The sequence below is a fragment of the Anaeromassilibacillus sp. An250 genome (genome assembly GCF_002159845.1).
In the GTDB taxonomy this organism is placed as follows: Bacteria; Bacillota; Clostridia; order Oscillospirales; family Acutalibacteraceae; genus Anaeromassilibacillus; species Anaeromassilibacillus stercoravium.
In genome coordinates, this window is the sequence record NZ_NFJK01000010.1 from 1 (window position 1) to 12963 (window position 12963).

13 protein-coding genes are annotated in these 12963 nt (G+C 54.6%); 7 read left to right on the forward strand and 6 right to left on the reverse strand.

Annotated elements, in window-relative coordinates:
• The first annotated feature begins 946 nt into the window (after positions 1 to 946).
• The gene (locus B5F54_RS09975) at positions 947 to 3406 is read left to right on the forward strand and encodes a SpaA isopeptide-forming pilin-related protein (RefSeq protein ID WP_087233833.1); all 2460 of its coding nucleotides are present in this window, start codon (positions 947 to 949) and stop codon (positions 3404 to 3406) included.
• Between the two features lie 252 nt (positions 3407 to 3658).
• On the opposite strand, the gene thiE is transcribed toward B5F54_RS09975, so the two are convergent.
• Genes thiE through thiW form a run of 3 tightly spaced genes read right to left on the reverse strand, consistent with a single transcriptional unit; the run spans position 3659 to position 5651 of the window.
• On the reverse strand, positions 3659 to 4312 hold the full coding sequence (thiE, locus tag B5F54_RS09980; RefSeq protein WP_087233837.1) for a thiamine phosphate synthase: 654 nt from the start codon (positions 4310 to 4312) through the stop codon (positions 3659 to 3661).
• On the reverse strand, positions 4309 to 5148 hold the full coding sequence (gene thiM, locus B5F54_RS09985; protein ID WP_087233840.1) for a hydroxyethylthiazole kinase: 840 nt from the start codon (positions 5146 to 5148) through the stop codon (positions 4309 to 4311). Before thiM ends, thiE begins: the two co-directional genes overlap by 4 nt.
• Entirely contained in the window at positions 5145 to 5651 is a 507-nt protein-coding gene (gene thiW / locus B5F54_RS09990; protein WP_087233843.1) for an energy coupling factor transporter S component ThiW, read from the reverse strand. The genes thiM and thiW overlap by 4 nt, the downstream gene beginning before the upstream one ends.
• 699 nt (positions 5652 to 6350) lie before the next feature.
• Between thiW and B5F54_RS09995 the strand changes: the two genes are divergently transcribed.
• Positions 6351 to 6557, forward strand: a complete 207-nt coding sequence (locus tag B5F54_RS09995; RefSeq protein WP_087233846.1) for a hypothetical protein — start codon at positions 6351 to 6353, stop codon at positions 6555 to 6557.
• Complete coding sequence (locus tag B5F54_RS10000) at positions 6554 to 6898, forward strand: RNA polymerase sigma factor (RefSeq protein WP_087233849.1); 345 nt, start codon at positions 6554 to 6556, stop codon at positions 6896 to 6898. Before B5F54_RS09995 ends, B5F54_RS10000 begins: the two co-directional genes overlap by 4 nt.
• A 6-nt stretch (positions 6899 to 6904) precedes the next feature.
• Here the strand turns inward: B5F54_RS10000 and B5F54_RS10005 are convergent, their stop codons facing one another.
• Complete coding sequence (locus B5F54_RS10005; RefSeq protein ID WP_087233852.1) at positions 6905 to 7177, reverse strand: Smr/MutS family protein; 273 nt, start codon at positions 7175 to 7177, stop codon at positions 6905 to 6907.
• Between the two features lie 134 nt (positions 7178 to 7311).
• On the opposite strand from B5F54_RS10005, the gene B5F54_RS10010 reads away from it, so the two are divergent.
• Together B5F54_RS10010 and B5F54_RS10015 are read left to right on the forward strand one after the other, a co-directional pair.
• A complete protein-coding gene (locus tag B5F54_RS10010) occupies positions 7312 to 7578 on the forward strand; it encodes a hypothetical protein (protein ID WP_087233854.1) in 267 nt (88 codons plus the stop codon).
• Between the two features lie 3 nt (positions 7579 to 7581).
• Positions 7582 to 7848 carry a hypothetical protein gene (locus B5F54_RS10015; RefSeq protein ID WP_087233857.1) on the forward strand — a complete coding sequence of 89 codons (267 nt, stop codon included), beginning with the start codon at positions 7582 to 7584 and terminating at the stop codon, positions 7846 to 7848.
• Positions 7849 to 7938: 90 nt separating this feature from the next.
• Here the strand turns inward: B5F54_RS10015 and B5F54_RS10020 are convergent, their stop codons facing one another.
• Entirely contained in the window at positions 7939 to 9000 is a 1062-nt protein-coding gene (locus B5F54_RS10020) for an LCP family protein (RefSeq protein ID WP_237966955.1), read from the reverse strand.
• Positions 9001 to 9203: 203 nt separating this feature from the next.
• Complete coding sequence (yfbR, locus tag B5F54_RS10025) at positions 9204 to 9854, reverse strand: 5'-deoxynucleotidase (protein ID WP_087234005.1); 651 nt, start codon at positions 9852 to 9854, stop codon at positions 9204 to 9206.
• A 469-nt stretch (positions 9855 to 10323) separates the two neighbouring features.
• Between yfbR and B5F54_RS10030 the strand changes: the two genes are divergently transcribed.
• Entirely contained in the window at positions 10324 to 12804 is a 2481-nt protein-coding gene (locus tag B5F54_RS10030) for a YfhO family protein (protein ID WP_087233862.1), read from the forward strand.
• On the forward strand, positions 12801 to 12962 hold the full coding sequence (locus B5F54_RS17630) for a hypothetical protein (RefSeq protein WP_172749680.1): 162 nt from the start codon (positions 12801 to 12803) through the stop codon (positions 12960 to 12962). The genes B5F54_RS10030 and B5F54_RS17630 overlap by 4 nt, the downstream gene beginning before the upstream one ends.
• The last annotated feature ends 1 nt before the right edge of the window (position 12963 follow it).

Sequence of the window (12963 nt, forward strand, 5' to 3'; positions counted from 1 at the left end):
GATCGCGGTTGGATTTTGTGGCTGCCGCCCGTAGGCGCGAAAGGTACTGTGTGTCCCGTGTCCCGGCCGGAGGTCCGCGAAAGACGCTGCGCGTCCGATCGGCTAATCTAAAATAAACGGGAAGGCTTCTTCCCGATAACGGTAAGGCCCCCACCCCGGGAGTTCCCAGGGTGGGGGCCTTCTGTATTTGATCCTTCTATTTCTCACATGTGGTGGGCTGTGATGGCTGCCTTTATGAAGATTTTTACCTTGCTTTCGTAGGGAACGCCGTAGGCGCGAAAGACGCTGCGCGTCCGCCGTAGGCGCGAAAGGCACTGCGTGCCCGCCGTAGGCGTGAAAGACGCTGCACGTCCAGTGAAGCACTGTGCAGTGACGATTGGCTAAGTGCTTTTGTAGAAAGGGTTACGAAATAGAAAAAGGTTCTTTCTTAAATAAATGAAATAGCAAGGCCCCTTCCCCGGAATTTTCCGGGGAAGGGGCCTTTTGCATTTTTCTTTTCAATTCGGAGGTGTGATTCGTCTGTAAGAAAATACAAAGGAAACTCGTATGGATGGACTCTTAGAGAAAAGATAGTTTAAAGCAGGTTTATCCGATGAATGGACGATGTTAATATCAACAATTTTGGGTATAATCCCGCCGGAAAATCTTGCTTTTTGTGAACAAATATGATAATATAAAAAACATTCCTAAAGCCGTATCTTAATAAGATCATAAGAATCTTATTAGAATTCCGATGCTTGTTTGCCTCTGCAAGAAACAGCGCGGTGCTTACATTGGCAACCAGCATTTTGAAGGCTGTGGGTGCGATCGGGTGCAGCAAATGGGAGGAGGCGGTATGGCCACGGACACAGCGGTATGCATGCTGTCTGGTGGCGGAGAACGAACCAGGAATTAGGACCCCAGGAAGGGGGCTTCCCAGATATGCTAGAAAGGAGAACAAAATTTTATGAAAAGGAACATGAAAACACGTCTGTTCAGCGGCCTTATCGCATTGTGCATGCTGCTGACATTCCTCCCGACGACAGCGTTTGCAGCAGACGGCGACGTGGCGCAGGTTGGAGATAAGACGTATGCAACGCTGGATCAGGCGGTGGAAGAGGCGCCGGAGGGTTCAACGATCACCCTGCTTCAGGACTGCGAATTGACCAAAGGTTTTAATAAGACGTTGACCTTTACCGGAAATGGTAAAATCACCATTGACCGCCAGCTTACCAGCAACGGCGAAGGTTGGATGTGCTTTGGCCTCAATGACCCCAGCCGCGTTTTGACCTTTGACGGTGCCGGCGTTTCTGTAGAGTGGACGTCGGATGGTACGTCTCCTTGGTTGATGCTGTCCTTGAGCGGCACATTGAATGTCACAAATGGAGCGGAGCTGACCTTTAAGTTTGATAGCCGGACAACCGGTGCCCGCAACGCTATTTATATGAATGCTGGATCGAAGATTAATGTGACGGATGGATCGACGTTCCAGATTCTTGGCGTTGGTACGGAGGGCAATGCGGGCCAAGGAATCCAGCTGGATGCAGCGGGCACCGCCAATGTAAATGTCACCGGCGGCAGTAAATTCCTGATTGACGGCACAAACCGCGGTTATGTAAACAGCCCGACGATTTATGTCGAGGATTCGACGTTCGCTATCCAGAATTGTACAAGCAACGCTTCAAATGGCGGTAAATTTACCGCCATCAATTCGCAGATTACCTTTGAGAACAACAACGGCCATGGGCTGTCTGCCAGCAATGTGACCATTGAGAACTCCGTGCTGAACTGCAATAACAATGCCCTCTATGGAATTACCTATTCCGGCGATATGACGATGGATGCAACATCGGTCATCAACGCGAACGAAAACGGCTATGGGTCTGCGGGCGGCGGCCTGCGTGCCCACGGCGTTTCCACCGTGGAAGCAAAAGCGGAAATCAATATCTTGAATAACGTCCGCAACGGCATGGAGAACTACGGAACCTTCAACATTGCAGAAGGCGCGAAGTTTACGGTTACAGGCAACGACGAGCCTTCTACCAACGGCGGCGGTATCTATAACGGCGGCAGGCTGGTTTTGCCCAGCACGGCTGTTATTATGAACAATTCCGCTCATCAAACGGGCGGCGGCATCTGCAATGCCGGAACCGTTACGATCCCTGTTGGCGTAAAGCTGTACAATAACCACGCCGGTACTGCAGGCGATGATCTCTACAACCGCAACGGAGCAAACGCCACTTTGACGGATGTAGGCGACATGTGGGTATTGGACGATTGCGACCACCTCATCGACGGCTGGTACGACGACGCTGCGGATGCCCGCTGGGAAGCCCATGCGGAAACCGAAGATGGAAACCACATCGAAGAATTCACGGATTTCTCCGAAGAAACCGGCTTGGCTACTGTTAGCGGCCTGACCTCTCTCAAAGCAGCCCACGGCAAAGACCCCATCGATAAGACCAGCTTCCCGGGCCTGGATAAGGTCATTGTGACAGAAGAAGGCGACAAGAAAGAGGATACGGCAGCAGCGGGCGATACCGTGGATTTCAAACTGACGTCCAACGTGCCGGACGACCTGCTCAACTACATAAAACCCGAAGAAGCGGACGATCCTGAGGTGGTCAACACTTTGGCAAATGTGCCCGTGGAAGATCGCGGCGAGTATAAGCTCACCTTCCATGACGACATGAATGACATGTTCATTGATCCCACTAATTTCGTGGTCAAGGTTGGGGATGACGAACTGATTCAGCCTGACCAGTATACGATCAACTACGAACCGGCGCAACATGAAGATGGCACAACCTGCGATTTTGAGATCACCGTGGACCTGGTCAATCTCTACGAGATGGGGGCCATCGACGACGAAGACATCGCAAACGCTACGCCGATCACCGTGACCTATACGGCCACATTGTCCGAGGAAGCAACGGCTGGCAGCTATCAGAACACCGCGTGGGTTACCTATCCGGACGGCGAGACAGAGAAATCCATCGTCAAGGTCAATACATATAAGATCGATGTCTTTAAGTACGACCAGACCAATGAGGAGAAAGGCCTGGAAGGTGCGAAGTTCGAGTTCTACCAGAAAGATGGCGAAGGAAATCCCATCAATGTCGTCGTTGAGCTGACTTCGGACGCGAATGGCCATATTATTCTGGATGGCCTCGATGCCGGCGTCTACTACCTGAAGGAAACAGAAGCGCCCGAGGGTTATGTTTGCAGCAACGAGGAACTGACCATTACCATTCCCGACCAGGCAGATGCGAGCAATGTTGTTACTGTCAAGTTTGCCAACAGCCCGGTCCCGCACACCGGCGGCACGGGTACCATGCTGTTCACCGTTGGCGGTATGGGTATCCTTGCAGCAGCAGGCGCCGTGATGATCGTCCCCCGCAAATTCCGCAAAAAAGAAGAATGCTGATTTACTCCCTTTCAACCGTTTCTAAAGCAGTAGGAACAGAGGATAAAAAAGGTCCCTGCTGCTTCGGCGGCGGGATTGCCGCAAGGGCCAGCGCTGTCCGATAAGCGTTTCAAAAGCGAGGCAATCCCCCAATGGCTATGCGTTGAATTATGATCGAAAAATCTTCATAAAACAGGGAAGCTCCCGTCCTGGATGTTCCAGGGCGGGAGCTTCCTATTTTATAAATCCGTATTTGTAGCCCTTTTCTCCGCATTAGGCGTTTTTGGCGCGTCCAAGTTCTACAAGCTTCTTTGCCATAGCCGCCAATTCCCGCGCGGCTATGCCCGGGGTTGCGCTCGACATAATGGCGGATACCACGGCAATCCCGCTGATGGGGCATCCTTCCAGCACAGACAAGTTGTCCTGTTTGAGCCCTCCAATGGCCACAACCGGGATGTTCACTGCCCGGCAGACCTCGGAGAGGGTCCCCACACTGGTGGGGATTGCGGCGGCTTTGGTCTGCGTTGGGAAAATAGCCCCTGTCCCCAGGTAGTCGGCTCCCTGGGACTGTGCTTCCAGCGCCTGTGCCACGGTTTTGGCCGTTGCCCCGACGATTTTGCCGGGCCCTAGCAGTTTCCTTGCCACGGAGACGGGAAGGTCGCTTTGCCCCACATGTACGCCGTCCGCGTCCACCGCCAGGGCGACATCGATGCGGTCGTCGATCAGAAGCGGCACATGATACCGCTTGGACAATTCCTTGACAGCCAGGGCCTCTTCATAAAATTCCCGGCCATCCTTGTCTTTTTCGCGGAGCTGCAACAGGGTTACCCCGTTTTGCAAAGCTTCTTCGATCACGCGGAGAAACGGTTCCCGTGCGAGGTGGTCGCTGTTGGTGACGAGATAGAGCAGGCAGTCCGATTGGTTCATAGGGATGCTCCTTCCATATGTAGATTCTGCGCGAGCGCTTCCGAGGAAATCGTCGATAAGGCGTCCAGCAAAGCGGCGTGGAATGTTCCGGACCCCCGGCCGCGCGCCCTTGTCTCTGCGGCAGCTTGTTCGCCGCAGATCCCCATGAGGGCAGCCGCTGTGACAGCGGCCTCCAGCGGCTGTCCACCGGCACAACAGGCCCCCGCCAAAGCGCTGGACATGCAGCCCGTCCCGGTGATTTGCCCCAGCATCGGGTCGCCGTTGGAGAGGAACCAACAGGACTGCCCATCCGATACGATGTCCACCTCGCCCGAGGCGGACGCCACGCAGTGAAAGCGGCGCGCGGCTTCAACGACCCATCGCGCCTGCTGCTTCGCCGTGCTGCGGGTGATCTTGTCATCCGCGGCAACGTCTACGCCGTCCGTGGTGGAATCGCCGCTGCATAGGGCGCGGAGCTCCGAACTGTTGGCCCGGATGATGGAAAATGGGGCGATCCCCGCTAATTCTGCAAAAAATGCCCGGCGCAATGGGCTGCACCCCACCCCGGCAGGGTCGAGCACGATAGGGATACCAGATTTCCCGGCGGCGCACGCCGAGCGCCGCATAGCTTCCATGCGGGAGGCGCTGATATTCCCTAGGTTTAAGACCAGGGCTTGGGCGTGGCCGGTGATTTCCGCAGCCTCATCCGGATGTTCGGCCATGATTGGGCGTGCGCCGAGCGCCAAAACCGCATTGGCGCAGTCATTGATGGAGATGTGGTTTGTGATACAATGGATCAACGGCGCCGTTTGCCGCAAATTTTTGAGAAGCAGGGCCATGGATTCCATTTGGTTCATTGGTTCGCCATCCTTTGCAGCCGGGTCAACAGCCCGTTTTTGGAAAGTGCGATTAAAAAGAGATACCCGGCAAAGCCACCGATGATCGTGCCTGCCAAGAACGACGGCACATAGGTGAACAAAACAACGCCGTCCATATGATAGAGGAACGCCATCACCGGATACGAGGCCATCGCGCCGATGATGCCGGTCCCGACGATTTCACCCGCCACGGCGGCGAGCATTTTGCCGGTCGCCCGATAGAGCAGCCCGGAGAGCACCGCCCCAAACACCGCGCCTGTGACCGCCAACAGATTGACGCCCAGAAGCCACATGCGCAGAAGGGCAATCAGCACTGCGCAGGCGAGGGCGTACCACGGCCCCAGCAAAACGGCAACAATGACGTTGATAAAATGCTGCATGGGGGCCATGCCGGGGACGCGCAAAATCGGGGATAAGACGACGCCCAGCGCGACCATCATGGCGAGAATGGCCATTTTTTTCACATTCGTTTTGGCTTTCATAGTATGCCATCCTTTTTGATACAGAAAAATAGGACACGCTGGCGGCATGTCCCTTTGAAACGATTACCTGGCAAAAATCCCCTAAAAGGCCGGTTTTCCTGCGGCCTTTGATAAGCTATCCAGACAGAAAGCTAGGGAAATGTGCAAGGACCAGCCCGGCCGCCTGCAAGGGATGACCGGTCCAAAGTCTGTTTTATGCTAGCATATTTTTCCGAAGCTTGTCAAGAAAAGGGGGCTTGTGTCGTCCGTACAAAGATGCCGCCATAGTATATGCGGCACGGAAATACACGAATCTACGCCTCGAAACTTACGAGGCGCTCTGGCCAATAACCAGTTGGAAGCTCCAAAAGTCCGCTGCGTTGCATCATGCTCTGGAAGGGAGGCAACAAGTGCAAAAAATATAAAAAGCCATTGAAGATTGCTCTTCAATGGCTGGAATATACGGACCTTACCGCCGATCCCGGCAGTATGCATTGGGTATGCATGGCGCTAATTCAAATATATCACGCGAACTTACGATTGTTCTGTCCTGTATAACTGATATTAGTATATGATAAAAAGGAATCGTTGTCAAGGGGATTTTTAAAATTTTTTAGAAAACATTTGTTCTATTTTGGTTGACTTTTTTCACCTATAGTGTTAGCATAAAATTAAAAAGAATCTTATTAAGATTCAAATGCGTTAAGGAGAAATGTCAATATGGATTACCTTGTATGGGGGGAGGAATACCTGCGGGAGGCGGAACATCTCCGCGAGCGGGTGCGTCTGCTGCGGCGTCAAGCCGCGGACGCGACAGAGGAAAAAGAGGCGGACAAGCTGGAGGGGCGGATACAACTCCTGTATGGGATGTATCTGGACTGCCTCCATGTGGGGAACTACCTGATCAAATGTGGGAGGTTGCGATGAGGCGAAAATCCAATCTGAGCTTAGAACTCTTCGGGGACCGGCTGCCGGCGATGCAGGGAAGCGGCGGCGAACCGGATGCGGAATATCGAAAGATGCTGCGGGCCTTACACGCCGCTATGGAGGGGGAGTTGACCCAGCGGCAGCGGGAATGCATCCAACTGCGGTATTTCGAGCAGATGCGCGTAAATGAAATTGCCGGGCTGCTGGGGCTTACGCCGGGGACGGTATCCGTCCATATCAAAAAGGGGCGGGAGCGCCTGGGGAAGGTCATGCGCTATTCATTCAGCCGCCTGGACCCCTCCGGGAAACCTTCACCGGAGGAAGATTTTTCGCGCACATAACACAGGCTATTTGGAATGGGGGCGCGCGGGAGGAGAAAGCAGCAGCCGGGTCTCCCCGGGGTTCAGGCAGAGGATCTTTGCGCGGATGCGTGGATGCTTCAGGCGCTGGCGCACCATATTGCCCAGGGCTTGCCCACCGTGGTACCCGTGGATTACGATGACCTCGGTTACACTGGCGGGCAGGCGGGACAAAAATTGTTCCAGCTTCCGTTTGGCGTCCGCGGTTGTGAGGCCGTGCAGATTGATTTCCACAGTGGTTTTGCGGGGATTTTGAAGCATGTGATCGCGTCCTTGTGTGAAAATTTTTCTCAAAAAAGATTCTTTATTGGATTTTATGGGGGTATATGTTAAAATGAAAGAAAGAAAATCCGGAAAGGCCCGATGGGTCGCAAGATGTTAAAGGAGGGAGGACCATGCGGTTCTTAGGCAGGTGGAAAGAACTCTATTGCGGGTGCTCCGATCAGGAAAGCGCCCGTATCTGTGCGCTTTTGGATGCGGCAGGCATCCCATATCGTTACCGGGCGAAATGCGGGCATGCGGGCGCCGCAGCCAGCGGCTGGATGCGCTTTGGCTCCTTTGGAAAATATCCCGCCGGTGTGGTGATGCAATATGTCGATGTCCGCAGGCAGGACCTAGAAATAGCAAAATTTCTTCTGGAACAAGCAGCGAGGGAGGGATAATCAATGCTGTGCTTTTGGCGATGGAAGCAGGTTTACGCCAGCACTTCCACGGTGGACTGCGACCAGGTCTGCAATGCGCTTTCCGAAGCCGGCGTCCGCTATATCCGCAAGGGAAAAACAGGCCATCCGGTGTTCTTTTTGGGTGGGGACACCGGCGCGCGCATGATGGCAAGCGCTATGATGGAAACTCCGGAGCATTCGACCATGTACTATATCTATGTACGGCGGAAGGACGAAGGAAGGGCCAACTATTTGCTATACCGCCGTTGACCGTGCGCATCGGCGGGAGGGGCTTTCCGGAAAAAGAAAAGGATTTGGAAGACAACCGTTTTCCAAATCCTTTTTGTTATGCATAGCGGGTTAATCGGAGGATTTCCCCGGGACATCGCCCTCAAAGATAAACTCAACCAGGCTTTCCGAGCACTGCTCACGGTATGGAACCAATACAGACCCCACATCTACGCGGGTGGCATAGTATTCGTCATCCCCCGGAACGCGGTGTTCTTCCATCGAATAGTTCATATAGGTGAGCGCATTTGCCGCAAGGAAAAATACCTCGTCCTTTGTCATATTGGTCTGGACCAGGCCCAGGCAATCGTACAGCGCTTTGTTGATCGTCCCAATATTGGAATTTTTAAACTTGTTCACCAAGCTGGTCAATACATTGCGCTGGCGCTGCGTGCGCTCGAAGTCGTCGCCGATCGCGCGGATACGGGAGTAGTAATGCGCCTGCTTGCCAGTGAGATTATGGGTACCCTCGGTCAGGTTGCGGCTTGGATCGCCGGAATACTGGTTGATCAGCCGGGCCTCCGCCGCTGTCAGCGTGATCTCCACGCCGCCGAGGTTGTCGATGATCTGGTCGAACGCCGAGTTATCGATCAGCACAAAGCGGTCGATATCCACGCCGAAATTGGCTTCGATGGTGGAGACGGCCAGTTGCCCGCCCCCCGCTGCGCCGTTCTGTTGATACCCCAGAGGGTAGGCGGCGTTCAGCTTATTGCTGCCATGGTAGGGGATGGCCACATACAGGTCGCGCATGAAGCTGGTCAGCTTCAATTTTTTGTGGCGGGTGTCGATAGAAACCATCATCATGCTGTCGCTGCGGCCCACATCGTTCGCTTGGTAATCATCCACGCCGAGCAACAGGATGTTGGTGATGGCATCGTCGTGGTACAGCCCACCCAACAGGTTGGGATCGCCCAATGTCTCGTCTGTGGAAGACGTGTCTTCATCGCTGCTGGAGACAGGGCTGGAACTGCTGGAAGGGGGCGCCAGCGAACTCAATTCCGTATAACCGATTTGGCTCAACAGCATGTCCGCATAGACGAGGCCGCTGCCAAATACCACCAACACCAGGCTCAAAAGCAAAACAGCAATGTTGCGGATCAGACGGATCCGCTTTTTTTTCTTATCTTGATTCACAGTATCATTCCTTAAAGCAACGGCCAAGCGGCTGTGCGAAAAATTTTTCGAAAAAAGGCGCATTAACTCGTATATTATACTGGTTTTGCAAGGAGATATAATTTTAAATAAGAAATTAAATATTTGTTAATCCCTGTATCAAATGGTATATGCAAATTCCCTCCCTTGAGAACGTGTGGAAAGGGAAAACATGGGGGATTCCACTATCCCCGGCCTTCTCCGCCCGTTCCCGGCTTGTCAGGGAAGGGACCCTTCGCGTGCAATTGGCCGGGCTGGGTTTCGTCGAGCGTCAGGGAATAGGCCGGGAGGAATTCGTCGAGGAAACAATCGGCCTCCGGCAGATGCAGGCCACGCACCGCTTTCCAGAGGCTTTCCTCCGCCTTGAGGAAATCTGTATTCCCCATGCGCCGCTCCTCCAAGCATTTGATGAGTGCCGAGAGCTTGTCCGCCGCCTTGACCAGCTTGTGCAGCTCGGCGTCCGATTCGCTGTCCCCGCCCAGCAGGGGCGAATAGGAATCCTGCAAATCGCTTGGAAGAAGGGAGAGCAGGGTCTGTTCCGCCGCCTTCTCCACCGCGCCGTAGGCGCCGCGGATATCGGGGTTATAATATTTGACCGGCGTGGGGAGATCCCCCGTCAGCGTCTCCGGCGCATCGTGGAATAGCGCCAGTACAGCGGCCCGCTCGGGCTGGACGTGCCCGCCGAAGCGTACGTTGCGCAGGGTGGCCAGCGCATGGGCTAAGACCGCGGTCTCAAAGCTATGCTCGCTCAGATTTTCCTGTCGTGTGTTTCGCATCAGCCCCCAACGGTCGATATATTTCATGCGCGAAAGCATGGCGAAAAATTCGGATGGCATTTCCTCTATACCTCCAATACCACTGAAGGGCGCAGAATCTTTCAGATCCTTCCCAAAAATAGTCAGAAATTGGAAGAATTGAAAAAAGCCGCGCCGGTCAAATGTTTTTCTATAAGAATCGGATGATAGGCGGCCAGCCAGACCGCCGTGCGCGTTGGCCTCTTTTTGTGGCTCTGGCGGGCTCGCCCATTTTTTTGCTTGTTTTCCATGGGGCTGTGCTATAGTATAATAGGTCTGGTTTTTATGGATGGAATTGGCAGGCAGAACGCTTCCTGTTCGATAAACCACGGCGGCGCGTTTCCCACAAAGATCGGCCGGAGTCCACGCTTCATCCACTTTTCCGGTCCATGGGCCGGTTTCCAGGCTTGTGGCTTTGCCCCATACGCATTATAATAATAGCATCTTGCGGGAAAAAATACCACGGTAAATGACGAAACAACGAAAAAGATAACGAAAGTCAGGTGATTCTGTGACGCGGCTGCGTTTTCCGGAAAAAGCTTCCAGCAATTATTGGAGGGCGTTCCTTTATGGGATCGGCATTTCCCTTGTATTCTTTTTGCCTTTCATCATTTGGGATAACGGCTATTTTTTGTTCTATGGCGATTTCAATGTGCAGCAGGTGCCGTTCTACCAGATGTGCCACGACGCCATCCGCAGCGGCAACATTGGCTGGAGCTGGACCACCGATCTCGGCGCGAATTTTATCGGTTCCTATACCTTCTATCTGCTGGGAAGCCCGTTCTTCTGGCTGACGCTTCCGTTTCCCAGCGAGGCGGTACCATACCTGATGGGGCCGCTGTTGATCTTGAAATTTGGCTGCGCGTCTTTGACGGGATTTATCTACTTAAAGCGGTATGTCCGTACGCCGGACTATGCGGTCCTGGGCGGGCTGCTCTATGCGTTTTCCGGCTTTTCGGTGTACAATATCTTCTTCAACCACTTTCACGAGGCCATCATCGTTTTCCCGCTGCTCCTGTGGTCGCTGGATGAATACATGGCCACCAAGCGGCGCGGCGTGTTCGCTTTGCTGGTTTTTGCCAGCTGTTTTATGAACTATTATTTCTTCGTGGGACAGGTAGTATTCTGCGTGATTTACTTTTTCCTGCGGCTGGCCGTCAAGGATTGGCGCATTGGCCTGCGGGATTTCGCGCTGCTGGCCTGTGAAGCGGTGCTTGGCCTGCTGTGTTCCTGCGTGCTGCTGATCCCGACGGTGCTCTGCGTGATCCAGAACCCGCGCATCGACAACCCGCCCAACGGCTGGAGCGCGCTGCTCTATAGCTGGAACCAGCGGTATGTGCACATCCTGGAGTGCTTTTTCTTCCCGCCGGACATCCCGGCGCGCCCCAATTTTACCCCGGATTCCGAGGCAAAATGGGCGTCCCTGGGCGCGTGGCTGCCGCTGTTCAGCATGACAGGCGTGTTCGCCACCATGCAGGCGCGGCGCAAAAGCTGGGTCAAAACCCTGCTGCCCATCCTGTTCTTGATGGCGTTTGTGCCGGTTTTGAATTCCGCCTTCCAGATGTTTAATTCCGGTTACTATGCCCGCTGGTTCTACATGCTCACCCTGATGATGTCACTGGCGACCGTGACCGCGCTGGAAAATCCGCGCGCCGACTGGAAGCGGGCGATCAAATGGACGCTCGGTTTTACCTTGGGCATCGCGCTTCCAATCGGCCTGATGGTCCAGACAGGCGCCAATGGCGACGGGGAGACCGTCTCCATCGGTCTGGAAGCGTATCCCTCGCGCTTTTGGGCGTATGTGGCGATCGCCCTGCTCAGCCTGCTGCTGCTCACCTTTTTAATGAAGGACTACCCGCTGCGCCGGCTCCGGCAGGAGCTCTCCAAGCGGAGGGGACGGTTCTTCTTCCCGCGGCGGTTCAACGGGGAGCGGACAAAGCGCTTTGCGCGGTACTGCATGTGCGGCGTGGCGGTCATCACGGTGGTATATTCCCTGTATTTTATCACGCTCGGCAAGACGCAGAGCAGCGACAACCACATCCATATGATCCCCTATTCGCTCAACGGCGGGAAAGACCTGGGGATTGACACGAGCGATTGCCGGATCGACGTGTATGACGGCATGGACAACCAGGCGATGTTTTTCCAGATGCCCACCATCCAGGCGTTCCACAGCATTGTGCCCGGCTCGGTGATGGAATTTTATCCCACGATCGGCATCCAACGCGACGTGGCGACCCGCCCGGACGTCAAATATTACGGCCTGCGCGGGCTGACTTCCTGCCGCTGGCTGCTGGACCCCACCACGAGCGGCGGTACATTCGAGCAGGACGGGGAACCGCAGATGCCCGGCTGGGAGTATGTCGGTACACGAAATGGCTTTGATATCTGGGAAAACCAGTATTTCATCCCCATGGGTTTCTGCTACGACAGTTACATCACCCGCGAGGAATACGACCAGGTGCCCGAGGACGACCGCAATTTGCTGCTCCTCAAGACCATGGTACTGGACGACGAGCAGGCCCTGCGCTATGGGGACATCCTGAACCATTTTGAGGGCCTCAATTCGGTCTCTTACACGGAATCCGGCTATTTTGCCGACTGCCTGGCGCGCCGCAGCATGTCCTGCTCCAGCTTTGAACGGGACAACAGCGGCTTTACCGCAACGATCCAAGCGGATAAGGACCGGCTGGTCTTTTTCAGCGTCCCGTATGAGAGCGGATGGAGCGCCACCGTCAACGGCGAACCGGCGCAGATCGAGCAGGTGAACGTCGGCTTTATGGCGGTGCGCGTGCCTGCGGGAGAGAACACCATCCGGTTTGACTATGAGACGCCGGGCCTCAAATTGGGGGCCGGCGTGACGGTGGGGGCATTCCTGCTGCTGGGCGTATACTGGCTGGTCACGCGCCGGTACGACCGCGCACACCCGCCCAAGCGCCGCACGTTCCGGGTGAAAGAACCTTCGGTCGAAAAAGGAGAGGATGTCGGATGAACCAGATCCGTTTGTTGCTGTTGGGCATTTCCACCATTCTATTTGGGATTGCCCTCATTCTTGCCATCCCCGGCTCCCCCGCCATCGGCGTGATTATTGCGACCCTTGGCTTGATCTTTTCGCTGGCCGGGGCGTCTGGGCGAAAGGAGGAGAAATAAG

Bases quoted from the DNA above. Each gene is read 5' to 3' on its own strand.
- thiE (WP_087233837.1), bottom strand. From the start codon at position 4,312: ATGAACCAATCGGACTGCCTGCTCTATCTCGTCACCAACAGCGACCAC.
- B5F54_RS10000 (WP_087233849.1), top strand. From the start codon at position 6,554: ATGAGGCGAAAATCCAATCTGAGCTTAGAACTCTTCGGGGACCGGCTG.
- B5F54_RS09975 (WP_087233833.1), top strand. From the start codon at position 947: ATGAAAAGGAACATGAAAACACGTCTGTTCAGCGGCCTTATCGCATTG.
- B5F54_RS09995 (WP_087233846.1), top strand. From the start codon at position 6,351: ATGGATTACCTTGTATGGGGGGAGGAATACCTGCGGGAGGCGGAACAT.
- thiW (WP_087233843.1), bottom strand. From the start codon at position 5,651: ATGAAAGCCAAAACGAATGTGAAAAAAATGGCCATTCTCGCCATGATG.
- B5F54_RS10015 (WP_087233857.1), top strand. From the start codon at position 7,582: ATGCTGTGCTTTTGGCGATGGAAGCAGGTTTACGCCAGCACTTCCACG.
- thiM (WP_087233840.1), bottom strand. From the start codon at position 5,148: ATGAACCAAATGGAATCCATGGCCCTGCTTCTCAAAAATTTGCGGCAA.
- B5F54_RS10010 (WP_087233854.1), top strand. From the start codon at position 7,312: ATGCGGTTCTTAGGCAGGTGGAAAGAACTCTATTGCGGGTGCTCCGAT.
- B5F54_RS10005 (WP_087233852.1), bottom strand. From the start codon at position 7,177: ATGCTTCAAAATCCCCGCAAAACCACTGTGGAAATCAATCTGCACGGC.
- B5F54_RS17630 (WP_172749680.1), top strand. From the start codon at position 12,801: ATGAACCAGATCCGTTTGTTGCTGTTGGGCATTTCCACCATTCTATTT.
- yfbR (WP_087234005.1), bottom strand. From the start codon at position 9,854: ATGCCATCCGAATTTTTCGCCATGCTTTCGCGCATGAAATATATCGAC.